We start from the raw sequence: 26,471 nt of genomic DNA, 5'->3' as shown, positions 1-26,471 counted from the left end.
GATCTTTGGCTTGTGCTAACAAGTGCCAGGCGACGCGAACAAGAGGAAAGCGCTGAAGGCAAAGAAAAACCCCTCCGTCACACAGAGCGGAGGGGTTTGGATTTGAGTATTTGTGAAAAGATGAAGATCAGGCGATTTCGGCCAGACGAGCGAGCGCTTCGTTCAGTTTCGCCTCTTCTTCCTCGCGAGCGGCGAGGTTGGCTTTGGCTTCTTCTACCACCTCTTCCGGGGCCGAGGCCACGAATTTGGGGTTGTTCAGGCGGCCGCGCAACCCGCCGAGTTCCTTGGCCAGCTTGCCCTTGGCTTTCTCCAGCCGCTCTTTTTCTGCGCCGATGTCGATGATATCCGCCAGCGGCAGGCCAAAGGAGGCACCGGGGGCGGCGATGGAGATGGTGCCTTTGGGCAGTTCATCCGCCTTGGTCAGGCTGTCGATGCGGGCGAGGCGTTTGATCAGCGCCTCGTTACGGTCCCAGGCGGCCTGGCCGTTCGCGTCGATCTCAGTCACCAGCATCGGCACATAGAGGCCCGCCGGAACCCGCATCTGCGCGCGGGCTGAACGGGTGTTTTCGATAACCGAGATCACCCAGTTCATCTCACGATCCGCATCGGCGTCGACCAAGTCGGCGGCGGCATAGGTTGGCCAGTCGGCGTGGACAACCATCTTTGCGCGATTGCCGGTCAGGCCCCAGAGCTCCTCGGTGATGAAGGGCATGATCGGGTGCAGCATGACCATGCACTGATCCAGAACCCAGCGCATCGTGGCGCGGGTCTCGGCCTGTGCCTCAGTATCGTCGCCTTGCAGTAGGGGTTTCGACAGTTCCACGTACCAGTCGCAAACCTTGCCCCAGACAAAGGCATAAAGCCCGTTGGCGGCGTCGTTGAAACGATAGCTTTCCAGCGCCGCGTCGACCTCTTCCCGCACCCGCGCGGTTTCGCCGATGATCCAGCGGTTCACGGCAGCATTGGGTTTCAGGTCGGCGACGTCCAGTTGCGGAACGGCATCGGTGAAGACCTCGTTCATCTCGGCAAAACGGACGGCGTTCCACAGCTTGGTGCCGAAGTTCCGGTAACCGGTGATGCGCTCGCGCGACAGTTTCAGCACGCCGCCAATCGCTGCCATCGAGGCGTTGGTAAAGCGCAGCGCGTCGGCGCCGAATTCGTCCACGATCTCCAGCGGGTCGATGACGTTGCCGGTGGTCTTGGACATCTTCTTGCCCTTCTCGTCGCGGACGAGCTGGTGCAGATAGACGGTGTGGAACGGAATCTCGTTCACCACGGCAAGTTGCATCATCATCATCCGGGCGACCCAGAAGAACAGGATGTCGAACCCGGTGATCAGAACGTCCGTGGGGAAGTAGCGTTCCAGCTCTTCGGTCTGTTCGGGCCAGCCCAGCGTGCCGATGGGCCAGAGGCCGGAAGAGAACCACGTGTCGAGAACATCGGGGTCGCGCCACACCGGATAATCCAGTTTGGTTGGGTCCTGTTCAATCGCGTACTGTGCAAGGCTTTCGGCAAATTGATGGATCGCTTCGTGTTTGTCGGCAACCTCAACGACGGTCGCGTGGCTCAGTGGGCTGGGAATGTTGGCGTTGTCGTCGAGGAATTTCTCGGTAACGGCCTCCAGGCTGGATGCGCATTCCATGACATTGCCACGATGCAGCATGCCGCCCGCGTTCAGCAAGCGACCCAATTCGACCAGATCAAGGTCGCCATCATTTTTGTCATTGATGAAGTCATCGACCGAGAGGTCGAGACCATACCAAACCGGAATCTGATGCCCCCACCACAGCTGGCGCGAGATGCACCAGGGCTCGATGTTTTCCAGCCAGTGGTAATAGGTTTTTTCGCCCGACTCGGGGATGATCTTGACTGTGCCGTCCTTGACCGCGTCCAGCGCGGGGCCGACGACTTTTTCGGCGTCAACGAACCACTGGTCGGTGAACATCGGCTCGATGACCACTTTCGAGCGGTCGCCGAAGGGCTGCATGATCGGTTTGCTCTCGACCAGAGGGACCAATTTGTCGGCCCCTTCGTGGTCGGGCTTCAATGCGGTTGAGCCCAAACGCGGATCATCCGCGCGGGTCATCACGGCCAGACCGTCGGCAGTGATCTCCTCGACCACCTTCGCGCGCGCCTCGAACCGGTCGAGTCCGCGCAGGTGGTCGGGGATCAGGTTGATCGCGTCGATCTCATTCTCGGTGAACGACTTTCCTCGCGCATATTCCTGCGCCTTCTCGGCCTCCTCGGCATAGGGCGCGCCATCGGCCCGCATCGCGCCTTTGGTGTCCATCAGGCGGTACATCGGAATGCCGCCGCGTTTGGCGACCATGTTGTCGTTGAAGTCATGCGCGCCGGTGATCTTCACCGCGCCCGAGCCGAAATCGGGATCTGGGTACTCATCGGTAATGATCGGGATCTGGCGACGATGCTCTTTCGGGCCAACCGGGATTTCACAGAGTTTTCCGACGATTGGCGCGTAACGTTCATCTGACGGGTGAACCGCAACCGCGCCGTCGCCCAGCATGGTTTCCGGACGCGTGGTCGCGATGGAAATGTAATCCCGCTCTTCGCGGAAAATCACATTGCCGTCTTCATCTTTTTCCAAATACTCATATGTCTCACCGCCAGCCAACGGGTACTTAAAGTGCCACATGTGGCCCGCGACCTCGATATTCTCGACTTCCAAATCCGAGATCGCGGTTTCGAAATGCGGGTCCCAGTTGACCAGACGCTTGCCGCGATAGATCAGACCCTTTTCGTACATGTCGACGAAAACCTTGATGACCGCATCGTGGAAATTGGCCGAGTTCTCATGCCCGGTACGTGGATCACGCGGCGCGCCAGCCATAGTGAAAGCGTTGCGCGACCAATCACAGCTTGATCCCAGACGCTTCAGCTGCTCGATAATCGTACCGCCGTATTCGCCTTTCCACTCCCAGACCTTGTCCAGAAACGCCTCGCGCCCCAGCTCGCGGCGGCCGGGCTGTTGGGTCGCGGCGAGCATCTTTTCCACCTGCATCTGCGTGGCGATACCGGCGTGATCCTGCCCGGGCTGCCACAGCGTGTCAAAGCCACGCATCCGGTGCCAGCGGGTCAGGATGTCCTGCAGCGTGTTGTTGAACGCGTGGCCCACATGCAAGGCACCCGTCACGTTGGGCGGCGGGATCATGATGGTAAAGCTTTCGTCGCGCGAGCGGTTCGCGCCTGCCTTGAAGGCTCCGGCCTGTTCCCAGGCCTCATAAATGCGGGCCTCGGCCTCGGCCGCGTTGAATGTCTTTTCCATCGCCATGGGATGCGTCCTGCGTGATCAATTCCGGGTCAGCGCCTGCAATAACGAATGCGCGCGGCAAGGGGAAGGGGCCGCTCGCGCTTGGAACGCCGTCGATCTATGATCCGCCGGACTCTGTTGGCGTGTACAGGTCAAAGCTCTCCGCTGCGCCTTGCGCCATCGCCTTGGCCTGATCCGCGCGAATGCGGGCGTGCAACTGTAGCGCGTCTGCGGTGAAGAGTTCATTGGGCGCGGGAATATGGACAAAATTCCCGACCCGATCCTCGCCCCGCGCCGGAATGGCATAGTCGCGCTCGGCCACCTTTTGCTGCGCGTTGGGGTTCAGATAGCGTATGGCCAGCCCGATCCGGCGATCATCGGACAGGTTCGGACCCGACCCATGTATCGTCAACCCGTGGTGCAGAGACATTTGACCCGGTTGCAGTTCGATATGGGTCTTGTCCGCGTCCGCCACGTCGACTGCAACCTCTTGGCCGCGCGACAGAAGATTATTGTCTGAAAACGTGTCGTTATGCGGCAGGATCGGGTTTTTATGGCTGCCCTTGACGAAATCCATACAGCCGCTTTCGACGGTGGCAGGTGACAAGGCAATCCAGGCGGTCAACTGATCCTGCGTCTCGCCCATGCCCCAATAGGTCAGATCCTGATGCATCCCCACGACCTGAGTCGTTTGCGGCTCCTTGATGAACAACTCGGCGGACCACAACAACAGATCGGGGCCCAGCACAGATTCGACGATATCCAGCACCCGCGGGTCCAACGCAATGCGCGCAACCAGTGGCATCACAACATGGGCGTTTACACGTTTGTAGGTGTTCAGGGGCAGGGGCAGGTCGGCCTCGCGCCAGGTACCCTCGATTTCTTCCAGTTCCGCGCGGTACCCTGTGGCTTCGGATTGGGAAAAAACGGTGATCGGAAAGACAAAGCCGTTCTGCCAGTAATCCCGGACCGTTTGATCCGCTAACTGGCCATTTTTGAGTTCGATGGGAACAGACATGAGACCTCCGACAGCGCGTGTTGTTTTCTCAGCCTAGGCAGGTGCGGAAGACCATCGCAACGCCGTTTCGGGATGCGGATGTCGCATTCGAACCATCGGAGACACTTTTGTTTTCCCAAGCCTGCCGATCCGTAGTTCCGCCTTCAAGTGTACCCCGACAATGATGCCGAGGGGCAACGGATCACGGTAACGTTTCCGGAATTTGCCTTGCCCCAAAGGGTTTGGATACCCATGATTGAGGTTACCCCGGCACCAGTTGGCACAACCGTAAGTGGCTGCGGAGTGGCGGGCCGCAGGGGTGTAACGGCTATTGGGCCGACGCCCTGGCAATTTGGGGTGCGACGGGCAGATCTGCTTTTCCGCCCTGCAGAGTAAGGGATTTGATTGCGCATGGTTCTGTCACGGTTGAGCAGAAGGGTTCTTGGATGGCTTGGGCGGCCGTTCCGGTCCGAGCATTCTGCCGAAGCGCATCACCGCGAGCCGATCGCCCATGTGATAATTCTCGATGGCACCATGTCGACCCTCGAGCCAGGGTTCGAAACCCATGCAGGCCAGACCCTGCGCTTGTGTTGTGAAATGGGCCGGAAGGTCTCGGTCTTTTATGAGGCCGGGGTTCAGTGGGATAGCTGGAAGACCTCTTTGGACGTGATGATGGGACGCGGGATCAACCGTCAGATCCGTCGTGCCTATGGCTATCTGGCGTCGCGCTACAAGCCCGGCGACAAGATATTTTTCATCGGCTATTCGCGCGGGGCCTACGGGGTTCGCAGCCTTGCGGGGGTGATCGATCTGATCGGCCTGCTACGGGCCGAACACGCGACCGAGCGCAACATCAAACAGGCCTACCGCCATTATGAATGCAATGCCGCAAGCGAGGCTGCCGCAGATTTCCGCCGGGCATTCTGTCACGAAGACGTTGCGATCGAGATGGTGGGCGTCTGGGATACGGTCAAGGCGCTGGGCCTGCGCCTGCCGCTCTTGTGGCGCTGGGCCGAAGAACGCCACGCCTTTCACAACCACAAGCTTGGGCCCGCGATCCGCCACGGCTATCACGCCATGGCGCTGGACGAGACGCGCGAGGTTTACGAGCCGGTATTGTGGACCTGCACGCCCGAGTTCGAGGGCCATGTCGAGCAGGTCTGGTTCCGGGGTACCCATGGCGATGTGGGAGGGCAGCTCAACGGCTTTGAAGAGGCGCGCCCGCTAAGCAATATCTCTTTAATCTGGATGCTGGATAAGGCGGAACAGCACGGTTTGCCGCTGCCCGAAGGTTGGCGTGACCGCTTCCCCACAGACTCGCATGCGCAATCTGTCGGGACATGGCGCGGCTGGGGCAAGATATTCCTGCTGCGCAAACATCGCAAAGTGGGCAGCGATCGGTCCGAGAGCCTGCACGCTTCGGTCTCACCGGACGAACTGCCGGGCTGGGTGCCGATGCCGAATCTGCCGTCGCATCCGGCGCAGTAGCAGGTCAGCTTGGGACGCAAACGTTGCGGACTGTCTCGATCAGTATGTCTGGGCGTGCGACAACATCGAAACGCCATCGTCTCGGGGACCAGTTATAGATACGCTGCTCGTCAGGGTGATCAACGATCATCAGGCCATGAAAGTATCACGCGGAAGTGGATTTATATCCGGTCTTTGTCGTGTAGAATGAAAATCCGCGCAAATCGCGCAATGCTTTGATTTCGGAATTCTTAGTGTGCTCGGCAATGCAATAGGGTGAACCATCCGCAATAACGTGGGCCTGAACGAGGATCATCGGGACCGTCAATAGGGACCAGAGCGAGGCTATTGTGCCAATTGTTACTCCGATCTTCGCCACCCGAGTGGGCTGCGGTTTACCGCCAGATCCTGACCAAATGAGAACGCTTGAGGCGACTGCGATGGTCAATGTCACGCCATGCAGGAATTGGGTGTGCGAGCCGAGTGAGAACACCATCCCGATAAAAGTCAGCAAGAGGCCAGCGACGAGAGAAAACCAAGCGAGAAAGCTTGTGCAGCCCACAGGAATCTGACGCAGACCCAGAAAAACACACCCTGCTACGACAAAAGGCAGAGCGGGTGCGATCCACGCCGATAGATAAAGCCCCTGCACCCAAACTGATTTGCGACCGCCGGACCGGCTGGGTTCAAATACAGACAATTCAATTGGCTGCATGTAGGCCAGAAAAACCAGCAACGCGTAAATCCCGAATAGGATTTGGTATTTCAGTCGCAGCTGAATATCAAAGTCTTTCGGACGAATTCGGGTGAGTATGACGAGCCACGCGCCGCAAAGCGTGTGGCCGGTCATTGTGCAATGCTGTTCTCTGAAAAATACACCGCGTCAAAGGCGCCGTGTACGCTGCATGCACGCTACCGCCGCCGGTCGCGGCGCGAGCTCATGGGCTGGAACGCCACGCCCACATGTGCCTCGCAATAGGGTTTGCCCGCCTCGACCGGTAGGCCGCAGAACCAGAAATCCTCGGTCGCGGGATCGCCGACGGGCCATTTGCAGGTCTTTTCGGTCAACTCCATCAAGGTAAGCTTCTTGGCCTTCTTCTCGACCTCGTTGACCTTGGCCAGCGCCTCGGGGCTGATTTCGTTGGCCGAAGGCTGCGGCGGCAGCGGCTGACCGGCCGGGATGATCTGGCGGCGCGCCGGGGTGACAGGCTTGGCCTCGGGCGCGGGGGCCGGGCGGGCCGGTTCGGTCTTGGGCGCGGGTTTTGGCTTGGCCTCGGCCTTGGGGGCGGGCGCCGGTTTTTCCTTTGGCTCGGCCTTGGCCGGGGCGGCACCTGTTGCGCGGTTCGACAGGCCCAGACGATGGACCTTGCCGATCACAGCATTGCGGGTCACACCGCCCAGTTCCTTGGCGATCTGGCTGGCCGACTGGCCCTCGCCCCACATCTTCTTCAGCAGCTCTACACGCTCGTCAGTCCAGGACATCATTTGCCTTTCAAAAGCGGAAAGCGGCCCCGGATTCGGGCCGCCTTGGGAATTCGTCTCAGCGCCCTATTCTAATCACTGCCGCCCGAGTTACAAGCGGTCTTCGAATCAGCTATGGGGCAGCTATGCAGAATCTTGTGGAACAGGACGTGCATCGTTTCGGTGCGGTCAATTGGATGGGCCTCTTTACACTGGCCAAACGCGAAACGCTGCGGTTTCTGGCGGTCTGGACCCAGACCTTGCTGGCGCCTTTGGTCACTGCGGGATTGTTCCTGCTGATCTTCACCATCGCCGTCGGGCCGGGCAGGCCGGACGTCATGGGAGTACCGTTTCTGGTGTTTCTGGCACCAGGTATCATGATGATGACGGTGATTCAGAACGCGTTTGCCAATACCTCATCCTCGATCGTCATCGCCAAGGTGCAGGGGAACATCGTTGATACGCTGATGCCGCCACTTTCTCCGTTGGAAATCCTGTTGGGGTATCTGGCCGGGGGGATCGCCCGAGGAGTTCTGATCGCCTGCGTCGTCATTGTGGCACTGGCGGTGTTTCTGGCGATTACCCCGCAAAATCCGCTGATTGCCTTGGTCTTCGTCATCCTTGGTGGGGCTTTCATGGGGGTTCTGGGCGTCTTTGCCGGAATTTTTGCCAACAAGTTTGACCAGATGGCCGCGATTACCAACTTCATTGTCACTCCGCTGGCGTTTCTATCCGGCACCTTCTATTCGGTCGAAGCGCTGCCGCCCGTTCTCAATCGCCTGAGCCATCTGAACCCTGTCTTCTACCTGATTGATGGTCTTCGCTATGGGATGATCGGCGTGTCCGATAGCTCTCCGTGGCTGGGCATGGCAGTCTGCACCACCGCGACGTTGCTGGTCGGGGCCGTCACCTGGCAAATGCTGCGGACGGGTTACCGACTCAAGGCCTGACGCAGCCGCGCCTCGCGCCAGACCAGAATCAGGCCTCCGGTCAGGATAATGACCGAGCCGATCAGGCTGACCCCGTCCGGGACCACCCCGAACACCACGAAATCGTAGAACGCGGCGAAGATCAGCGTGGCATAGCTGATGGGTGCCACAAAGGACGCGTCCGCCCGCGCCATTCCGTTGACGAAACAAGCTTGCGCGCAGGCCATCAGCACGCCGATGCCTGCCAATGCCGCCCATTGCTGTGACGTCGGCCACTGAAACACAAAGCTGACTGCGACCGAGGCGATGGTCAGTCCCATGGCATTGTTGATCAGCAGAATCTGAATTGGAATCTCTCTGCCCGAGAGTTTTTTGATGAATATCAGTTCCATTCCGATCACCGCTGCGGCCGTCAGCGCCAGCAACGCAGCGGGTTGAAAGCTTGCAGGTGTGGGACGCAGCAGCACCAGCGCCCCAATCAGAGCAACTAAGGCCGCCAGCCAGCGCCAGGGGCCGACACCTTCTTTCAACAACGGAATAGCCAGCACCATGGCAAAGACCGGGTTCAGGAAGGATATCGCCGTTGCGTCTGCAATCGGGATGTACGCGACCGACGCAAACATCAGCGTGATCCCCAACCAGCCAAAACTCGTCCGACCGATATGCAGGCCCCAATGTGGGCGGCTCAGGTGTGGACGCAGTACGCCAACGGCAGTCACGATCACCAGAAAGGCGAACAGAAACCGCCCGTGGCTGATCTGCATTGGGTGCAGCGCGGGGCCCAGTACATCCGTGCCCAGTGCTTTGGCCAGCAATGTGGTGGCCGCCAGAAGGGCGCTTGCCGCAAGGATCAGCAAGGCCGCAAGCGGAGGGTTCTGGCGTATCGGCGTCATGGTCCACCCGTGCGGCACAGCTAGGCAAATGGCAAGCGGCAAATACCTGTCTTGGCATGAATTTAGCCTGACCACAAAAAACAGGGTTTTCAGACCGTCCATGTCCGGCTATACGGCCCGGCATGATCAAAACCGCACATATCCTGCGCCTCCGACGCCGACGCCTGACCGCGTAACCGGCCCGTTTGATCTATTTGCGCTGTCCAAATCCGCGCAGTTCCCACCAAATCAGTTGACGAACCCGGCCCCGGTGCATCACTCACTTGGGCTCAACATATCGAAAAGGATGATCCGATGATCCCGTCCGTTCTGCCGACCTATAATCGCGCGCCCCTGACATTCGTGAAGGGCGAAGGCGCATGGCTGACCGAGGCGGATGGTCGACGTTTTCTGGACCTCGGCGCCGGGATCGCGGTGAACGCGCTGGGCCATGCGCATCCGGCGCTGGTGGCCGCGCTGACCGAACAGGCGCACGCGCTGTGGCATGTTTCGAACCTCTATAACATCCCGCAGCAACAGGCGCTGGCCGACAAACTGGTGGAACACACTTTTGCCGACACGGTGTTCTTCACCAACTCAGGCACGGAATCCTGCGAACTGGCCGTGAAAATGGCCCGCAAATACTTCTACGACAAAGGCCAGCCTGAGCGGGTCGAGATCATCACCTTCGACGGCTCGTTCCACGGTCGGTCCTCGGCCGGCATCGCCGCCGCCGGGTCTGAGAAGATGACTAAGGGCTTCGGCCCCCTGCTGCCCGGCTTTGTGCACCTGACCTTCGGCGATCTCGACGGCGTCACCAACGCCGTCACCGAACAAACGGCGGCAATCATGATCGAGCCCGTGCAGGGCGAAGGCGGCATCCGCCCGGTTCCCGACGCGGAACTCAAAGCCCTGCGCCAGATCTGCGATGACAACGGCCTGCTGCTGATCCTCGACGAGGTGCAATGCGGCGTTGGCCGCACCGGCAAGCTCTTCGCGCATGAATGGGCGGGCATCACGCCTGATATCATGATGGTCGCCAAGGGTATCGGCGGCGGCTTCCCGCTGGGCGCCGTCTTGGCGACCGAAGAGGCAGCCAGCGGCATGACCGCAGGCACCCACGGTTCGACCTATGGCGGCAACCCTCTGGGCTGTGCCGTGGGCTGCGCCGTGCTGGATCAGGTTGCCACCCCTGCCTTTCTGGATGGCGTCAACCGTAAGGCGGGCCTGCTGCGTCAGAAGCTTGAAGGGCTGGTGGCCGACCACCCCGAGGTATTCGAAGAGGTGCGCGGATCAGGTCTGATGCTGGGTCTCAAATGCAAACCCGCAAATATCGAAGTGGTCAACGCAGGCTATGACAATGAGGTCATCACGATTCCCGCCGCCGACAACGTGATCCGCCTGCTGCCTCCGCTGACGTTGACCGAGGACGACATCGCGCAGGCCCTGATCCGCCTCGACAAAGTGGCATCTCAGGTCGAAGCTACTCTCGAAACTGCCTGAATTCATCTTTTCTTAAATACTCCGGGGGTGTGGGGGCTGGCCCCCACCCTTAACCAGCCAAAAGCGAAACGAAATGAACCACTTTCTTGATATCCATAAAACCGATGCGACCGCATTGCGGTCCATGATTGATCAGGCGGCGGCGATGAAACAGGCCCGTCTCGGCCGTCCCAAGGCTGCGTTGGATGCAGAACAACCGCTCAAAGATCGCATGGTGGCTTTGATATTCGAAAAGCCGTCGACCCGGACCCGTGTGTCTTTCGACGTCGGCGTACGGCAAATGGGCGGACAATCCATGGTGCTGTCCGGCAAGGATATGCAACTGGGTCATGGCGAGACCATTGCCGATACGGCTCGGGTGCTGTCGCGCTATGTCGACATGATCATGATCCGTACCTTTGACGAAACCATCCTGACCGAAATGGCCGAATATTCTGACGTGCCGGTGATCAATGGCCTGACCGACCGTACGCATCCCTGCCAGATCATGGCCGACGTTTTGACCTTCGAAGAACATCGTGGCCCGATCAAAGGTAAAAAGGTCGTCTGGACCGGAGATGGCAACAATGTCTGTTCTTCGTTTCTGCACGCAGCAGGACAGTTTGGATTTGACTTGACCTTCACCGGGCCAGCCCAGTTTGACCCCGAGGAAGAATTCATGGGTTTTGCGCGCCAGAAGGGTTCGAAAATCGTGGTCGAACGGGACGCGTTCAAAGCTGTCGAAGGGGCCGACCTTGTGGTCGCTGACACCTGGGTTTCGATGCACGATTCCCAATCCGCGAAAGAGCGTCGCCACAACCTGCTGCGGCCCTATCAGGTCAACCCCGAGTTGATGGCGAATGCCAAACCAGACGCGTTGTTCATGCATTGTCTGCCCGCCCACCGCGAGGAAGAGGCGACCTCGGATGTCATGGACGGCCCGAATTCGGTCATTTTTGATGAGGCCGAAAACCGGCTGCACGCGCAAAAGGCCGTGATGCGCTGGTGTTTGGGCGTCTAACGCTTTCGCACATCCCACACGCGCAATTTGGCGAGCGTGCGTGCGCTCGCCAATAGAACCAATATGCAGATCGCGGACTTGGTCATGATCTCCATCGTGCCCTCGATCAGCATGGCGTGCACGACGCTACCGATGATGGTCACGACTGCCAAGGCCGTATGCGATAGGCGCCAGATGCGAAATCGAAGCTTTAGGCGCTGTCGGAATACGCCCAGCAAGCCAGCGGCAAAAACCGCCCACATGGCCACCACGCCCCAGGCCGAGAACGGTGTTGGTGAGGTAAACAGAAGCGCGTCCACAACATCCGGGGGGCTGGTGATCCACAAACCAACCACGTGAATGATGACGGCTGCCACTAGACTCAGGCCAACGCGCCGATGCCAGTGACGGCTGGCCACGGCGGACAACCCCGAAAGATATCGACCTGCCAAAAGGGGTTGCACAAGCAGCAGGCTCATGCTGATCACCCCTGCAAAACCGGCGAGGATGTAAACGGGCTGGCGCCAGGCCAGATAAGGGCTGGTCGCCGCTGCGCCGATCGGGGCCAAGAGGACGATGATCAGGCTCGCCCAGATCGCTACTGGTTTGAGCACGCGTCAGGCAGGTTGCAGCACAAAATGCGCAGCAAGCGTTGTGTCGCTGGCGCGGGACATGATGGGGCGCAGAAACACGGTCTTAAACTCACCACTGTCATAAGCCAGATGGCCATGGGGTTGGCCGAACGCAGGAACGATCTGTGGCATCTCCAACCGAAACTCTCCGTTTGCGTCGGTCAGAGTGGCGCCGTGGCTATGCGGATCGCGCTCGTGCCCTTCGGTGGTGTGGGCCCAAATCTGGATGCGCTGGCCGGGCAGGGGCGCACCGTCCCCGGCGCGGCGCACTGTCCCTGTCATCCAGAACCCACCGCGACCGATCCGGTCGACAATCGGTGCACCAGGCAGGTAATTGTTTGATCCCCCGCGCATGGATGGCGTCGGTGCCAGCCCGCTGGCGCGCGCCGGGCGCCAAAGGCCGGACGCTCCGGTCGCAAGAACCGCACCACCAGCGGCGATCATCGCGCGGCGCGTCAGTTTCGAATGAGTCATGGCAGACCTCCTGCAATGCACGATCTGATCGGGTCGTTTCCCGAACCCGTACTTAACCTTTCCGCAAATATAGCACGCCAGGCCTGCTTGCCGAGCCGCGACCGGCAGAGAATTGCGCAATCTCTCGCCGCCGTGAGCCGCGACGATCCGGGCACGTCCAACAGGCAACGGGTCGGCCGCGCCCGCACCGGCATTGTGCGAAGGCGCACTTTCCCAAGCTGATCGCTGTCTTATATGCATTTGTGTGAACACGGCGTCACCTCAGACGCGCGGCCAAATGGGAGAAAAGTCATGAGTTGGAACCCGACCCACACCCCGGAATCCGTTTCTGCCGATGCGGCGCTTGAGACGCTGATAATCCCACGGGCGCGGGATCTAGGCGGCTTCGAAGTGCGGCGGGCTTTGCCGTCGGTCGAGCGTCAACTGGTTGGACCTTTCATCTTTTTTGATCAGATGGGGCCTGCCGAGTTCATCACAGAAGGTGGGATCGACGTGCGTCCGCACCCTCATATTGGGCTGGGCACCGTCACCTATCTGTATCAGGGCGAATTCGAGCATCGCGACAGCCTTGGCACACATCAGATGATCTACCCGGGCGAGGTCAACTGGATGGTCGCCGGTCGCGGCGTGACCCATTCCGAACGTACCAGCGACGCAACCCGCGGAAAGAGGCACAGCCTGTTCGGCATACAAACCTGGATTGCCCTGCCCGAAGCGCATGAGGACATGGCTCCGGATTTCGAGCATCACAAGCAAGCTGCCTTGCCGCATATTCAGGATGCAGGCGTCAGCGCTCGGCTGATCCTCGGGTCGGCCTATGGCGAAAGCAGCCCGGTGACCATGCTGTCCGAGACCTTCTATCTGGATGTTCAGCTAGAGCCGGGGGCCTCTTTCCCGTTGCCGGACGACCACGAAGACCGTGGGGTTTATGTCACTGAGGGCTCGGTCGAGATCGCTGGCGACACGTTCGAGGCAGGTCGCATGATGGTCTTTCGTCCCGGCGACAGATTGTCCGCTAAGGCAGGGCCGGTTGGAGCCAGGCTGATGCTGCTGGGCGGTGCGACCCTAAACGAAGATCGCTATATCTGGTGGAATTTCGTCTCGTCCTCGAAAGACAAAATTGAAGCGGCGACGCAGGAATGGCAATCCGCAGATTGGGCCAAGGGCGCGTTCCAATTGCCGCCCGGTGACGATCAGGAGTTCATTCCGATTTCCGAGGAGCTGGCGCGTACGAAACCGCGCCTGGCCCGCTGAACGCTGCGTCAGCGCGCGCAGTTCTTGCCCGCCAGAACAAACCTCGCGATGCTTCTGCCGGTAGCAAGAGGGCATCACCATGAAGATCGCAATAGCAGGCGCTGGAAGCATCGGATGTTTCTGCGGGGCTTTATTGGCGGAGGCCGGGCATGACGTGACGCTTCTGGGTCGGTCCCGAATTTTGGACCCGATACGGGACGAGGGGCTTACCGTCACTGATTTTGCCGGGCTGCATGTACATGTCCCGCTAGAAAACCTGACGTTGGCCGAAGACCCTGCATGTCTGGCCGCTGCCGAGGCCGTGATCGTTACCGTAAAGACCGGGGCCACCGCCGTGATGGCAGACCTGATCGCTCGGAACGCACCAGCCTCAACGCCCATCCTGTCATGGCAGAATGGGTTAGAGGCCGTTCGGGTTTTGCGCGCGGCCTTGCCGGGGCGGGATGTTCGTGCGGGGATGGTCCCTTTCAACGTCGTGCCGACCGGGCCGGCCAGCTACCACCGGGCCACGTCAGGCGAAATCGCGCTTGAAAGTGGGCCGGGCAGGCTGGGTGCGCGCATAACCAGCGCCGATCTGCCTGTGGGCGAAACCGATGACATCGACGCTGTGCAATGGGGAAAACTGGTGTTGAACCTCAACAACGCCTTGAACGCCCTGTCTGGTCTGACGTTGCGCGAACAGCTGCTGGACAGAAATTGGCGCAGGTTGATGGCGGATCAGATGGCCGAAGCGCTTGCGGTTCTCAGCGCTGCAGGGCAAGGCGTTGCGTCAACCACGCCTTTGCCTGCCTGGACCACGCCACATATCCTGCGGCTGCCGACGCCACTGTTTACCCGTATCGCGTCGCGCATGTTGACCATTGATCCAAGCGCGCGGACGTCGATGGCGTATGACCTGGCGGCGGGTCGCGTGACCGAGATCGATAGTTTGCAGGGCGAAGTGATACGGCTTGGCGTCAGAACCAATGTCGCCACACCGATCAACAGCAAAGTGGCCGATCTGATCCAGAACGGAAATCAAGGCCCGCTGAACCCTGATCAGATAATCGGATCAAAAAGAGGCTGAGCCGGTCCTTTAGGCGAAGCCTGTGAGGACCTTGAAAATGAGGGCGGACATTGCTGCTGTTGCCGGGACTGTCACAATCCAGGCGGCTATGATCGTCATGAAATGCGAACGGCGCACCAGCTTGCGGCGGCGAAACTCTTCGGGTGCCAGACGCAGGTCCGTGCCCGGGCGCGGGCGCAGCGGAACCCGCCGCCGCGCGATTTCCCATTCGCGAAAAAAGCCAACACCAAACACGGCACCTACGGCGATATGGGTAGAGCTGACGGGCAGGCCGAACCAACTGGCGAGGATGACAGTAATCGCGGTAGACAGCGCCACGCAAAAGGCACGCATCGGATTTAGCTTGGTGATCTGGTTCCCGACCATGCGGATCAGTTTGGGACCGAACAGAAACAGGCCAAAGGATATGCCGAACGCCCCGATAACCATGACCCATTCGGGAACCGCAACTTGCGTGGCGACGCCGCCGGACTGGGTCGCGTGGACGATCGCGGCCAAAGGACCCACGGCATTGGCCACATCATTGGCGCCATGAGCAAAGCTCAGCAAGGTGGCAGCGATCACCAGCGGCAGTCCGAACAGGGCTTTCAGCGACCTGGTACGGTTCTCCATGCCCTTGGATTTGTGGTGTACCCAGGGGATGGTGGCAGCCCAGACCACAACCGCCGAGGCCATGCCGATCAGCAGAGCGAATTCAGGGGAAATGTAGATGATGCGATTTGCTGCCTTGATCGCCAGGTAGGTCGAAAACGAACCCGCCATGACAGCCACCAAAATCGGAACCCAGCGCCGTGCTGCGGCGATCTTGTCCTGCCTGTATTGAATGCGCGATTTGATCAGCGCCAGAAAAGCGGCTGCAATCGCGCCCCCCATAACGGGCGAGACCACCCAACTGGTCGCAATCGCTCCCATCGTGCTCCAGTGGACTGCGCCAAATCCTGCGGCGGCAACGCCCGCCCCCATCACGCCACCCACAACCGTATGCGTCGTCGATACCGGAGCACCAACCCAGGTGGCCGCGTTGATCCAGACCGCCGACGAGATCAGCGCCGCCATCATCGCCCAGATCAGTGCGCTTGCGTCCCGCAGCGCCGAAGGATCAATGATGTCCTGCGAGATCGTGGTGACCACGTCGCCACCGGCCAGTAGCGCCCCGGCACTTTCGGCCACCGCCGCAATCGCGATGGCCCCAGCCATGGTCAGGGCCTTTGACCCCACTGCCGGACCCATGTTGTTGGCGACATCATTGGCCCCGATCGTGATCGCCAAGTAGGCGCCGAACGCAGCCGCAGCGACCACGATCATGCCGCCATCCGCCCGCCCGAAAAAAACTGCCGCCAGCAAACCAGCCAGCGCCATGAACGCAAGGGCAACACCCGGCGCCAGCAAAGGGCGGGAGACATGAGCGTTGGCGCGTTCGACACTGGTGATGCGGTGCAGGTCGCGATCCAGTGCCTGCCAGCGCCGTCTGGGTGATCTGTCGGTCATACTGTTCGTGCGTGTTAAACAGCGCGCGCTATCGGCTTTTGACTTTCAGAACAAGGGGGGAGGCCGGAAAAGTGATCGAAAACAGCTATATCTGCCGCAGCACTGCGCGCAATTCGGGCTCGTTCACCCGCTCGGCTGCCTCAGCGGCAGACATCCATTCGCGGTCGCGTTGCCCGGCCTCGGGGAAATCCTCGACCAGTTCATCGACATGGATTTTGTAGATATTGGTCAGAACCGGCTGGGCTGAACCGTCTTTGAGGATCTTGTCATAGGTGAATTGACCAATCGGGTTCGGGTCCACGGTTTTGGCGCGCACGCCGGCCTCTTCCCAGGCTTCCTGCCGTGCGGTGCCCGCGCCATCCAACCCGTCAATAGGCCACCCCTTTGGGATGATCCAGCGCCGGGTGTCACGGCTGGTGATCAACAGAACCTCTGGCTGCCCGTCTCTGGTACGCGTGCACAGCGCTGCGAACTGTACCCGCCTGGGGCGCAGAAACAGAGGTCTCGCGACCTCTTCCCATATATTTCGCAGCCATTTGGCCATAATCAGCCCTTAATTGCGGGGTCGAACCCCGGATCAAGGCTACATAGGTGCGCCGCGCGGGTTTCTCAATGTGTTTGTCGGCAGAGGCGTCTGGCCAGCTTTAGCTGCCGCGCCGTTTGGCGCGCAGGGTCGGGTCGGCCTGGGTCGGATCTTCTGGCCAGGGGTGTTTGGGATATTGCGCCCGCATATCCTTGCGCACATCCGCGTAAGACCCGGCCCAGAATCCCGGCAGGTCGCGGGTGATCTGGATCGGTCTTTGCGCTGGCGACAAAAGCGTGATTTTCAGGGGTTCTCTTCCGATTGTGGGATGCTGCGTGACGCCGAACACCTCTTGCAGGCGCACCGAGATCTCGGGGACCGAGCTGCTGTAATCAATCGGCACCTTGCGCCCCAAAGGTGTCTGGAACGATCCCGGCGCACGGCGATCCAGTTCGTTCGTCTGCGCCCAGGTTAGGCGCGATTTCAAGGCGGGCAGCAGGTCAAAACGCTTCCAGTCTTCGGCGCTGCGGACATTCTGGAGCATGGGCAACAGCCATTCCTCGAGATCGTCCATCAGCCCTTCGGGCGAAAAGTCGGGCAGGTCAGCCCCTTCGGCCCGAACCAATTCGACACGCGCCGCCAGACGCGTCGCAGCACCCTCTAGCCGCAAGCCGAGGTCACGAACGCCGTCCAGCATCGCATTCGCGATGGCGTCGGGTGGCACGTCCTTCCAGATGCGGTCGTCGAGCGTGATCGCGCCAAACCGCTCTTGCTGCCGGGCGATAACCCGGCGTTCGCGCTTGGACCAGTCGCAACTTTCGACCCACGAGATCCGTTCCGCGAACAGGTCGCGAATCTCGCTTTCGGAGATCTGTGCGGCCATCCGGACCCGCGCCTCGCGCGGATTGCCGTCTGTGTCCAGTGCCACCAGGTATGGGGCCGCCGCCAGCGTGTCACCTGCGTCCAGCACCACACCCTTGCCGCCCGAGAGGACGTATCGAGGGGTGTCGCCTTTCCGTCTCTGGCCGATCCGGTCGGGATAGGCCAGAGCCACCATCGCTGCGGCTGAGATTTTGGGTGCCGCTTTGCCAGATTGCTTCCGCAACCGCTTGGTTTCTGCCGCGATTCTGTCCAGTGTTGCCGGATTGGCAGGCCATGGGCGGCTTCGCTGATACGCGCGCCGATCCCGCATCGCCTCGACGCGCAGCGCCAGATCGGTCGGAGCGCCCTTCAACGGGTCGCGTTCCGCCAGCAGCGCGGCCAAGGGCGCGGCCTGCTCTCCGGCTGTCAGCAGCATATGCCCCAGGCGCGGATGCAGAGGGAGGCTTGCCAATGCACGACCATGATCAGTGATGCGGGCGCTGACATCCAACGCCCCCAACATGGTCAACAGAGCGCGGGCCTCGGCCATCGATCCCGAGGGCGGGGGCGTCAGAAACGCCAGATCTGCTGCGTCGGCGCCCCAAAGTGCCAGCTCCAAAGCCAGACCTGTCAGATCCGCCGATTCGATCTCGGCTGGCGGAAAGGCAGCCATCGCACCGTCTTCGCCCCTGGACCACAACCGGTAACACAGGCCTTTGGCCACGCGCCCCGCGCGCCCGGCTCGTTGCGTCGCCTCGGCCCGGGTTACCCGTTCGGTAACCAGTCGAGACATGCCCGAACCCGGATCAAAACGCGCCCGTCGGGCCTGTCCCATGTCCACGACCACACGAATGTCGGGAATGGTCAACGACGTTTCCGCGATCGACGTAGCCAATACGATCTTACGCCCCCTTTCGACTGGGGCGATTGCCTGACGCTGGGCGGAAAACGGCATCGCGCCATACAAGGGCCGCGAGGTGCAATCATCTGGCAGGCGACCGGACAGAGCAGTCTCAGCCCGCCGAATTTCGCCTTCACCGGGCAGGAAAACCAGAATGCCGCCGCTTATTCCACGGGTTTCACGTTCAGCGCGGATTACAAGATCGACCAGCGCATCCAACCGCCGTGCATCCGCCCCCAATGGCCGGTCAAGCCAGCGCGTTTCGACCGGAAAGCTGCGACCTTCCGAGGTCACCAACGGTGCGCTCATAAGCTGGCCGACCGGTTCTGCGTCGAGCGTGGCCGACATCGCCAGAAGAACCAGATCATCGCGCAGCGCTTCGGTCACCTCAAGGCACAGGGCCAGCCCCAGATCCGCATTCAGCGACCGCTCATGGAATTCGTCGAAGATTACGGCCCCGACACCGGGCAGATCCGGGTCTGATTGCAGCATCCGTGTCAGAATGCCCTCGGTCACCACCTCGATCCGCGTCGACCCGGATACCTTAGATTCACCTCTTACCCGGTACCCGACGGTTTCCCCTGCGCGTTGCCCCAGCGTGTCCGCCATGCGCTCGGCCGCGGCACGGGCGGCCAGCCGTCGGGGTTCGAGCATGATGATCTTTCCATCGCATAGCCCCGCCTCAAGCAAGGCCAGCGGTACTCGCGTCGTTTTTCCCGCGCCGGGTGGGGCCTGCAGCACGGCGCGGCCCGACGCTTTCAGGGCGGCAAGTAGGTCGGGAATGGCATCGTCGATCGGCAGGCGAGTCATGTGGGCTTTATCGGTCAACCACTTGCCAAGGTCCAGTTCCTGCGCATTGCGGCATCTCTGACCGCGCTTGGTACTGGACAAACCCTGCCTCGCGCCGTCATTTAGGCAAAATACGGGTAAGGGACCGCGCATGGAAATAACTGAGCTGGCTGACAGGATACTGAAGGGTGAGCGCCGCGCGCTGGCCCGCGCCATTACGCTGGTCGAAAGCGGGCGGGATGATCACCGAGCTCAGGCCGCTACATTGCTGGGGTACCTGGCCGCAGCAAACCGGCAATCGCTGCGCATTGGCCTCTCCGGCACGCCCGGCGTCGGTAAGTCTACGTTTATCGAAAGCTTTGGCATGATGCTGACCGGGCAGGGGTTGCGTGTGGCGGTTCTGGCCGTTGACCCAAGCTCAGCCCGGTCCGGTGGTTCGATTCTGGGGGACAAGACCAGGATGGAGCGTCTGAGTCGCGAAAAGAATGCTTTCATCCGCCCGTCGCCCAGTCAAAGCCACCTCGGCGGCGTGGCGCGCCGCACGCGAGAGGCGATCGCTCTGTGCGAGGCGGCGGGATTTGACATCGTTCTGATCGAAACCGTCGGCGTCGGCCAGTCCGAGACCGTGGTGTCCGAAATGTCCGACCTGTTCCTGCTTCTGCTCGCCCCTGCAGGCGGGGATGAGTTGCAGGGCGTCAAACGCGGCATCATGGAAATGGCCGACATGATCCTGGTCAACAAGGCCGATGGCGACCTCAAGGCGACCGCCACGCGCACCTGCGCCGACTATTCCGGTGCGCTGCGGCTGCTGCGCAAACGTCCGCAGGACCCCGAAGGTTTCCCCAAGGCCATGACCGTCTCGGCAGCCGAAGAACACGGGCTTGATGCAGCATGGACTGAAATGCAAGCGCTGACCACATGGCGTCGGGAAAATGCCCATTGGGATGCAAACCGAGCAGCCCAGGCACGCTACTGGTTCGATCAGGAGGTTCGCCATACCCTTTTGGCCCGGCTTGAAACCGCGCAGGCCAAAGCAGAATTGGAGCGGTTGAACACCGAAGTTACCAGCGGCCGCCTCAGCCCGAGTTTGGCGGCAAAGCAGATGCTGGCGACCCTGACCTGACAATGCGCACAGGCATCTTCATCTTTTCCAAAATACTCTCGCCGAAGGCATGGCCCGGTCGGGCCATTCCTGCCCAGAAGCAATGTCAAAGAATTCGCGCAGGCTGTCTTGACCCTTCCGCCGATTCCCACTAAACGCATCCAACCAGTTTTCGGGCGCGACTTCGGGTTGCGCCCCTTGTGATTTGGCCGAGGGTCCTGTACCTGGCCTCCAGAAACAAAGGAAGAAACCATGTCGCGCCGTTGCGAACTGACCGGAAAAGGCCCGATGACTGGCAACAATGTCAGCCACGCCAAAAACAGAACTCGTCGTCGTTTTCTGCCGAATCTGAACGACGTCACCCTGCAGTCGGAAACCCTGGGTCGTGGCGTCAAGCTGCGCATCTCGGCGGCTGCGCTGCGCTCTGTCGACCACCGCGGTGGTCTGGACGCGTACCTGGCCAAAGCCAAGGACGAAGAGCTGTCGGATAACGCCCTGAAAGTGAAGAAAGAAATTGCCAAGGCGCAAGCCTCGGCCTAAGTCTTCACCGGCTTCGAATTGATCAAGCCCTGCGCCACTTGGCGCGGGGCTTTTTTTTGTCCACTTGCAATGTTTCTGATTTGAGCGCAATCGACCTAGTTAAGTGAAGTTGTTCACATAAACATTGGTGAATATGAGTTAAGCTCGCACGTGTTCCAACGGGGGAGAATTACAAATGCCCTTCAGAGTTATTGATATCCTTTTGTTTGTACCGAGTTTTCTGGGCAGAAACTTCAACACCTTCATGCGGATGCAGCGCAGGGTCAACCGCAGGCATAACAGTTTGACCGTTGATTTGGTCAAGCGACCGGGAATGGATGGTTGACGCATCGTCGCGGGTTCGATTTACGCGCTTGAAGGCCGAATTTTCGTCACGCTATACGTGGCCCCAGAATGACCGGGTTCCTGCGCATAACGGTGGCTTTAGCCCTTTCAGCCCTGCTTGGGTTGACCGGGCAGAGCGTTGCTGCTTCACGCGGTGTAGACAACGCTGTAGGAAAGATGGTGCTGTGCACCGGAACAGGTCCCGTAGTCGTCTACTATGACGATCAGGGGCAACCGACCCGTCCGCCGCATTATTGTCCCGACTATACGCTCGCGCTTCTAGGTGCGTTGCTGGCGGTTCAACCTGACCTGCGCTCCTTGCCCCCAATGTCATTGCCTGCGCCGGATCGCGCGCAAGCAAGCCTTATCGCCGCTCCGGTCCCGCAACGCCCGGCGCGGGCTCCTCCTGTGTTTTTGTGACGTTTGCTTTCAGAAACACACAATCGAAATACAGGAGAAACTCCGATGACTTTCAGACCCAAACTCTTGGCCACGCTTGCTTTTGCAACGTTTGCCACAACTGCGTTCGCCGAAAGCGCGATCAAGGTGGACGACGCGTATGCCAGATCGTCAGGCAAACATGCCAAAGCCGGAGCTGCGTTCATGATGATCGTCAACACCGGCGATACGGATGATCGACTGATCGGTGTAACCTCAGATGTGGCAGACCGGGTCGAGTTGCATACACACAAGGTGAACGCTGATGGCGTGGCCCAGATGATGCAGGTCGAAGACGGATTCGCGATCCCGGCGGGTGAAACCCACATGCTGAAGCGCGGCGGTGACCACGTGATGTTCATGGGGCTGAAACAGCCGTTTGAGCAGGATGCCAAGATTCCGGTGACTTTGGTCTTTGAACAGGCCGGAGAAGTTGAGATCGAAATCCCCGTCGATCTTGAGCGCAAAGGCGGCGCGCATTCACACTGAAGCACGCCTGTCTTCGGGCCGCGTCGCGGCCGTCATCCATGCGTCAGACCGGGCAATGCCCGGTCTGGTCCGCAGACCCCTCCATCAGCGATTGATTGATTTCATCCCCACTTTGTCCCCGGCCTGTTTGAACCGAGCGGTCAGCCAGAACATGACAACCGCCATGGCAAGGGCGGAAAAGGCGATGACCCAGCCAAGCGCGAATAGGCCGATGCCGGGCGAAAACAACAGCACCAGCCCGATGGCCAGCGCGACGAACCCCGAATTACGCATCGCGTTTCGCTGGGGATCGCGGTCATGCATTTGCCGCCAGGTGGCAAGTGAGCCGATCCCGATGATCAATGCCCAGACTCCCAGCAGGAAAAACGCCAGTTTTGCGGTCCCCTCGGGCCAGATCAACAGCACCAGGCCGATCAGAACCGCTCCGATCCCGGCGCCGCCGACCAGCCCGCGGCGTCCAAATCCCAGCAAGGTCAGGCCGCCATCCATGATCAGCAACAGCCCGACCAGACGCAGCAGCATCGCGATGCTGCCGCTTGGCCAGAACAGGGCCGCGATTCCGACGCAGGCCGCCAGAATACCCCGGATCAGGAAGGTCCACCAAAGGTCTGATAATTGCGCTCCAAGCGCATCGCGCCCCTGCATGCTGTCCTCATCCAAGATTTCGCCGGAAATGGGATCCTGATCTGTCATTGCTCTCTCTCAGTTTGCCTTAGGGTCAGATTAGCCGGATTTGTGATCTACTGTCTTCATCTCCGGTGTAGAAGGTCTTCGACCCACTGGGGTACGATGCTGGTGGCCGGACCAAGGATGGTTTCGCCGAAAGCAGGGGTGCCCTCGGAGGCTTCAAGGTTCAGTTCGACGGTTTCCGCCCCGATCGCCTTTGCCTCATGCACAAAGGCGGCAGCAGGATAAACCTGACCGGATGTTCCGATCGCCGCGAAGATCTGAGCTGTCGACAGGTGGTCATAAATTTCATCCATGAAATAAGGCATTTCGCCAAACCAGACCACATCCGGCCGCACAGCGGGTTGGCCGCAGGCGGGGCAGGGATCGGTTGGTGTCATCTCCAGGGCTGATGCCCAGCGGTGACCGCATTGGGCGCATAATGCACCGGCCAGAGTGCCGTGCATGTGAATGACGTCGCGGGCCCCTCCGGCCTCGTGCAAGGAGTCGACATTCTGGGTCACGATAACCACGTCATCAGGCCAGTCGCGCTGTAGCCGGGCCAGTGCACGATGGGCGGCATTCGGATGTGCTGCGGCGGCCTGTAATCGGCGCGCATTGTAAAAGCGGTGGACCAGGTCCGGGTCGCGGGCAAACCCTTTGGGCGTGGCGACATCCTCGATCCGGTGTTGCGCCCAGAGTCCGCCTTCGTCGCGGAACGTGCCCAGACCGCTTTCAGCCGAGATTCCGGCCCCGGTCAGAATGACAATCTTTCCCATCTCCGCTCCGTGCGGTACAGCTTGGCTCATGACCCAGCGTATCCTCTTTGTCTGTTTGGGCAACATCTGCCGTTCTCCCAGCGCCGAGGGCGTTTTTCGCGCCCGCGCTCCGCAACATGCTGCCGACAGCGCCGGAACTGCCGGCTGGCATGTCGGGAACCCGCCTTACGGCCCGATGCAACGGGCAGCGAAGGACCGTGGCATTGACCTAAGCAGTTTGCGCGCGCGGCAACTTTCGCCTGACGATTTCGAACGGTTCGATCTGATCATAGGAATGGACGCGGACAATCTGGCCAATATCGAGGCCTTGCGCCCATCCGGCAACGCGACCCCGGTGCGGGTGCTGACCGAGTTCGCGCCGCACCTGGGCGTCGATCACGTGCCCGACCCGTATTACACGCGGGATTTCGACGGTGCACTAGACCTGATCGAAGACGCGGTGATCGGCCTGATCGCGCATCTGAACACTTAGGTCATGACTTTCAGTTCCTGGCTCAGCCAGGGCAATTGCGAAACCGCCGGATCGACGATTTGGCTTTTCATCAACCGTCGCATCATGCCGGCGACCTCTTGCGGAACCTGATCGGACCAGTCCGAGCGGGTAAACAGGGAAATGGTTCTGGAAAACGCCCCAAATGGCGCGGGGTGGGCCGTGAGCCCGTCATGGAATCGGGCGGCCCGCATGTAGCCGAGCGGAGTGGTGATCGCCCACCCGAGACCGCGCGCAACCATCGCCATCAGCGCCAGATGCGAGCCGATTTCGAACCGTTCCTCGAACTCCAGTTGCTGACGGGCCAGATGCGCTTCGATTTGGCGGCTGATTAACTGTTCTCGGGCATAACGCAAAAAGGGCAGGGCACGGGTCGGGTCATCTATCCCCTTCGGGGCCACAAGGATGAACGGATCCTGCACCAGCGGGTATTCAACGACACCTTCGAGCAATTCTCCGGAATGGGCAGAAACCGCCATATGCAGGCGCTGCGCTTCTAGTTCGGCGAACAGGTCCAGACTGGGCAGGGTGATCAGCTTGAACTTTGATCGCGTCAGACTGTCGGCCAGCAATGTCGCCAGCCGAGGGGTCAGGTCATTGTCGAAATCGTCGATCAGACCGATCGAAAGCGTGGTCAGATGCCCAAGGTCCATGACCGTCAGTTCGCTCTGGGCCATCTGCAACTCGGATAGGACCGTCTCGGCGCGGGCCAGAAAGCTGCGACCGGCTTGGGTCAGCCGCATCGGCCGCCGCCCGTGATCGACCAGATCGGTGCCCAGTGCGTTTTCGAGGTTGCGCAACTGCTGGCTGACCGACGGTTGGCTGAGCCCGGTGATCTCGGCCGCCTGCGCCACCGATCCCGTCCGCGCCAACGCCTCAAACACCTCAAGGCCCCGCAGGGTCAGCCCTTTCATCACCATTGCACACACCTTTCGCTGCGCCTTTTCTGGGGCGCAGGACGGGTCAGGTCAAGGACTGACGGGGGTTAGCTGCAGATCGCCTGCGCCATCTGGCCAAAGTTCTGATACCGATCCCACAGCGCATCATCGCGCGCGGTCTGCGACATCTTCAACTCCTGCGCCTGATGCGGGTCACTGAACCACTTGGCCACGGTCTTCTGATCGCTGCGGGTGAGGGCCTGATTGGCGACCCGCTGGATGCAATTGCACCGATCCCGCGTCGCCGCCGAGCGATCCGACGCCAAACACGCCCGCTTGATCTGCGCCGCCTCAGCCGGTTGCTGCACCGCCACCATCGACGCGGCGCAAAATGCTAAAAGTATGAGATTTTTCATGCCCATGCCTCGTTTTTGCCTGCCCGGACGGGTCTGACGCCCCTCTCGGTCTGCGGCGGAGTATGAATCAAACTGGTTAACGGATCAATCATGTGGTGCGAAAAAGTGATTACCCGAGTCAGAAACACCCCACACCGTAGGTCGGGCTTCGGCCCGGCACTGGCCGAAGCTCATACAAATCGACGAGGATTTGGCGACGCCGCTTGCCTGATCGACCCAAGGGTTTAAGGTGCTGAACAACTCAGGCCTTCGATGCGAAAGAGTGCGTGAAATTGAAGAAAATTAGAAGCTTCTTTGCTGCGATTCTGGTGTGTTTCGTCGGATCTGCAGCGCAATCATTCGCTCAGGATCGGGCCGACGCGTTGGATCGACCTGTCAGAGTGCTCGTTACGGGGATAACTCAACAACTAATCCAAGAAGTCAGGGCAATTGATGTCGATGAAAAAATTGATTTCAGCTATCCCTCAGTGGACCTTTCAGACTTTGATATGTTGCTGATCCTCGTTGACGAGCAACAAGACGCATTTGATCTCGACTTGTTCAATCGGTTCGGTTTCAGCAGGGACATTCTTCCTAACCGAGGCGAACACCCTTTCATGACGGTGGTCTCGGTAGAATTCGAAGGTGATGATACGCAGTTTCCAGTCTATGTGGTTGATCGCCGAAAATTCTATTCGAGGGATACCAGCTGCCATGCTCCACTACTAAGCGAACTCATTTTGAGGCCAGATTGGAGCGGCGCTGCCGACCGACAGACAAACTACAAATTGGCGTCGGATTGTGAACCAATCTCTTAAACTATTCTAACTCGGGGGTTGATGCGGAAACGGCTAGTTTAAACGTCCGTTGCGAATTCTAGCGTGATAATCTTCTCGTGCGAACCCA

At 60.1% G+C, this 26,471-nt stretch carries 26 protein-coding genes; 12 read left to right on the top strand and 14 right to left on the bottom strand.

What is annotated here, in order from left to right:
* Positions 1-127: 127 nt before the first annotated feature.
* Both ACR0LX_RS08360 and ACR0LX_RS08355 read right to left on the bottom strand, forming a co-directional pair.
* Positions 128-3,289, bottom strand: coding sequence for a valine--tRNA ligase (locus ACR0LX_RS08360; RefSeq protein WP_480783304.1), 3,162 nt, complete (start codon positions 3,287-3,289; stop codon positions 128-130).
* A gap of 97 nt (positions 3,290-3,386) precedes the next feature.
* Positions 3,387-4,286, bottom strand: a complete 900-nt coding sequence (locus tag ACR0LX_RS08355) for a phytanoyl-CoA dioxygenase family protein (protein ID WP_480783303.1) — start codon at positions 4,284-4,286, stop codon at positions 3,387-3,389.
* Positions 4,287-4,676: 390 nt separating this feature from the next.
* Between ACR0LX_RS08355 and ACR0LX_RS08350 the strand changes: the two genes are divergently transcribed.
* Positions 4,677-5,753 (top strand): DUF2235 domain-containing protein, encoded by a 1,077-nt coding sequence (locus ACR0LX_RS08350; protein ID WP_480783302.1) that lies wholly within the window; start codon positions 4,677-4,679, stop codon positions 5,751-5,753.
* A 145-nt stretch (positions 5,754-5,898) separates the two neighbouring features.
* Here the strand turns inward: ACR0LX_RS08350 and ACR0LX_RS08345 are convergent, their stop codons facing one another.
* Positions 5,899-6,582, bottom strand: a complete 684-nt coding sequence (locus ACR0LX_RS08345; protein WP_480783301.1) for a hypothetical protein — start codon at positions 6,580-6,582, stop codon at positions 5,899-5,901.
* A 62-nt stretch (positions 6,583-6,644) separates the two neighbouring features.
* Complete coding sequence (locus ACR0LX_RS08340) at positions 6,645-7,214, bottom strand: GcrA family cell cycle regulator (RefSeq protein ID WP_480572201.1); 570 nt, start codon at positions 7,212-7,214, stop codon at positions 6,645-6,647.
* 125 nt (positions 7,215-7,339) lie between these two features.
* Between ACR0LX_RS08340 and ACR0LX_RS08335 the strand changes: the two genes are divergently transcribed.
* A complete protein-coding gene (locus ACR0LX_RS08335) occupies positions 7,340-8,143 on the top strand; it encodes an ABC transporter permease (protein ID WP_480783300.1) in 804 nt (267 codons plus the stop codon).
* Here the strand turns inward: ACR0LX_RS08335 and ACR0LX_RS08330 are convergent.
* On the bottom strand, positions 8,125-9,015 hold the full coding sequence (locus ACR0LX_RS08330) for a DMT family transporter (RefSeq protein ID WP_480783299.1): 891 nt from the start codon (positions 9,013-9,015) through the stop codon (positions 8,125-8,127). The genes ACR0LX_RS08335 and ACR0LX_RS08330 overlap by 19 nt on opposite strands.
* A gap of 294 nt (positions 9,016-9,309) precedes the next feature.
* Here ACR0LX_RS08330 and ACR0LX_RS08325 point away from each other — a divergent pair, with 294 nt between their 5' ends.
* Complete coding sequence (locus ACR0LX_RS08325) at positions 9,310-10,497, top strand: acetylornithine transaminase (RefSeq protein WP_480783298.1); 1,188 nt, start codon at positions 9,310-9,312, stop codon at positions 10,495-10,497.
* Positions 10,498-10,570: 73 nt separating this feature from the next.
* Positions 10,571-11,497 (top strand): ornithine carbamoyltransferase, encoded by a 927-nt coding sequence (gene argF / locus ACR0LX_RS08320; protein ID WP_480783297.1) that lies wholly within the window; start codon positions 10,571-10,573, stop codon positions 11,495-11,497.
* On the opposite strand, the gene ACR0LX_RS08315 is transcribed toward argF, so the two are convergent.
* Complete coding sequence (locus ACR0LX_RS08315; RefSeq protein WP_480783296.1) at positions 11,494-12,090, bottom strand: ferric reductase-like transmembrane domain-containing protein; 597 nt, start codon at positions 12,088-12,090, stop codon at positions 11,494-11,496. The two genes, argF and ACR0LX_RS08315, sit on opposite strands and share 4 nt — an antisense overlap.
* Before the next feature lie 3 nt (positions 12,091-12,093).
* On the bottom strand, positions 12,094-12,582 hold the full coding sequence (locus tag ACR0LX_RS08310; protein WP_480783295.1) for a twin-arginine translocation pathway signal: 489 nt from the start codon (positions 12,580-12,582) through the stop codon (positions 12,094-12,096).
* A gap of 291 nt (positions 12,583-12,873) precedes the next feature.
* Here ACR0LX_RS08310 and ACR0LX_RS08305 point away from each other — a divergent pair, with 291 nt between their 5' ends.
* Together ACR0LX_RS08305 and ACR0LX_RS08300 are read left to right on the top strand one after the other, a co-directional pair.
* Complete coding sequence (locus tag ACR0LX_RS08305; RefSeq protein ID WP_480783294.1) at positions 12,874-13,836, top strand: pirin family protein; 963 nt, start codon at positions 12,874-12,876, stop codon at positions 13,834-13,836.
* A gap of 79 nt (positions 13,837-13,915) precedes the next feature.
* Positions 13,916-14,902, top strand: a complete 987-nt coding sequence (locus ACR0LX_RS08300; RefSeq protein ID WP_480783293.1) for a 2-dehydropantoate 2-reductase — start codon at positions 13,916-13,918, stop codon at positions 14,900-14,902.
* 9 nt (positions 14,903-14,911) lie between these two features.
* Here the strand turns inward: ACR0LX_RS08300 and ACR0LX_RS08295 are convergent, their stop codons facing one another.
* From ACR0LX_RS08295 to hrpB, 3 genes are all read right to left on the bottom strand, one after another.
* Positions 14,912-16,390 carry an inorganic phosphate transporter gene (locus ACR0LX_RS08295; protein ID WP_480783292.1) on the bottom strand — a complete coding sequence of 493 codons (1,479 nt, stop codon included), beginning with the start codon at positions 16,388-16,390 and terminating at the stop codon, positions 14,912-14,914.
* An 85-nt stretch (positions 16,391-16,475) separates the two neighbouring features.
* Complete coding sequence (locus tag ACR0LX_RS08290; protein ID WP_480783291.1) at positions 16,476-16,934, bottom strand: NUDIX hydrolase; 459 nt, start codon at positions 16,932-16,934, stop codon at positions 16,476-16,478.
* Positions 16,935-17,034: 100 nt separating this feature from the next.
* Positions 17,035-19,485 (bottom strand): ATP-dependent helicase HrpB, encoded by a 2,451-nt coding sequence (gene hrpB / locus ACR0LX_RS08285; RefSeq protein WP_480783535.1) that lies wholly within the window; start codon positions 19,483-19,485, stop codon positions 17,035-17,037.
* 130 nt (positions 19,486-19,615) lie between these two features.
* Between hrpB and meaB the strand changes: the two genes are divergently transcribed.
* The 4 genes from meaB (at position 19,616) to ACR0LX_RS08265 (ending at position 22,357) form a co-directional block, all read left to right on the top strand.
* Positions 19,616-20,587, top strand: coding sequence for a methylmalonyl Co-A mutase-associated GTPase MeaB (gene meaB / locus ACR0LX_RS08280; RefSeq protein ID WP_480783290.1), 972 nt, complete (start codon positions 19,616-19,618; stop codon positions 20,585-20,587).
* A 231-nt stretch (positions 20,588-20,818) separates the two neighbouring features.
* Positions 20,819-21,106, top strand: coding sequence for a 50S ribosomal protein L28 (gene rpmB, locus ACR0LX_RS08275; protein WP_480783289.1), 288 nt, complete (start codon positions 20,819-20,821; stop codon positions 21,104-21,106).
* A gap of 393 nt (positions 21,107-21,499) precedes the next feature.
* The gene (locus ACR0LX_RS08270; RefSeq protein ID WP_480783288.1) at positions 21,500-21,850 is read left to right on the top strand and encodes a hypothetical protein; all 351 of its coding nucleotides are present in this window, start codon (positions 21,500-21,502) and stop codon (positions 21,848-21,850) included.
* A gap of 45 nt (positions 21,851-21,895) precedes the next feature.
* Positions 21,896-22,357, top strand: coding sequence for a copper chaperone PCu(A)C (locus tag ACR0LX_RS08265; RefSeq protein ID WP_480783287.1), 462 nt, complete (start codon positions 21,896-21,898; stop codon positions 22,355-22,357).
* 84 nt (positions 22,358-22,441) lie between these two features.
* Here ACR0LX_RS08265 and ACR0LX_RS08260 read toward each other — a convergent pair whose 3' ends face one another.
* The gene (locus ACR0LX_RS08260; RefSeq protein ID WP_480783286.1) at positions 22,442-23,050 is read right to left on the bottom strand and encodes an HdeD family acid-resistance protein; all 609 of its coding nucleotides are present in this window, start codon (positions 23,048-23,050) and stop codon (positions 22,442-22,444) included.
* 56 nt (positions 23,051-23,106) lie between these two features.
* Positions 23,107-23,802 (bottom strand): NAD-dependent deacylase, encoded by a 696-nt coding sequence (locus ACR0LX_RS08255; protein ID WP_480783534.1) that lies wholly within the window; start codon positions 23,800-23,802, stop codon positions 23,107-23,109.
* Between the two features lie 28 nt (positions 23,803-23,830).
* On the opposite strand from ACR0LX_RS08255, the gene ACR0LX_RS08250 reads away from it, so the two are divergent.
* Positions 23,831-24,274 carry a low molecular weight protein-tyrosine-phosphatase gene (locus tag ACR0LX_RS08250; RefSeq protein WP_480783285.1) on the top strand — a complete coding sequence of 148 codons (444 nt, stop codon included), beginning with the start codon at positions 23,831-23,833 and terminating at the stop codon, positions 24,272-24,274.
* Here ACR0LX_RS08250 and ACR0LX_RS08245 read toward each other — a convergent pair.
* Positions 24,271-25,212 (bottom strand): LysR family transcriptional regulator, encoded by a 942-nt coding sequence (locus tag ACR0LX_RS08245; protein ID WP_480783284.1) that lies wholly within the window; start codon positions 25,210-25,212, stop codon positions 24,271-24,273. The genes ACR0LX_RS08250 and ACR0LX_RS08245 overlap by 4 nt on opposite strands.
* A 65-nt stretch (positions 25,213-25,277) precedes the next feature.
* Positions 25,278-25,586, bottom strand: a complete 309-nt coding sequence (locus ACR0LX_RS08240; protein ID WP_480783283.1) for a hypothetical protein — start codon at positions 25,584-25,586, stop codon at positions 25,278-25,280.
* A 266-nt stretch (positions 25,587-25,852) separates the two neighbouring features.
* On the opposite strand from ACR0LX_RS08240, the gene ACR0LX_RS08235 reads away from it, so the two are divergent.
* Positions 25,853-26,383 (top strand): hypothetical protein, encoded by a 531-nt coding sequence (locus tag ACR0LX_RS08235; protein ID WP_480783282.1) that lies wholly within the window; start codon positions 25,853-25,855, stop codon positions 26,381-26,383.
* Positions 26,384-26,471 lie beyond the last annotated feature (88 nt).

The organism is Ruegeria sp. CH11 (genome assembly GCF_056537105.1).
This window is presented reverse-complemented; position numbering and strand designations above follow the sequence as displayed.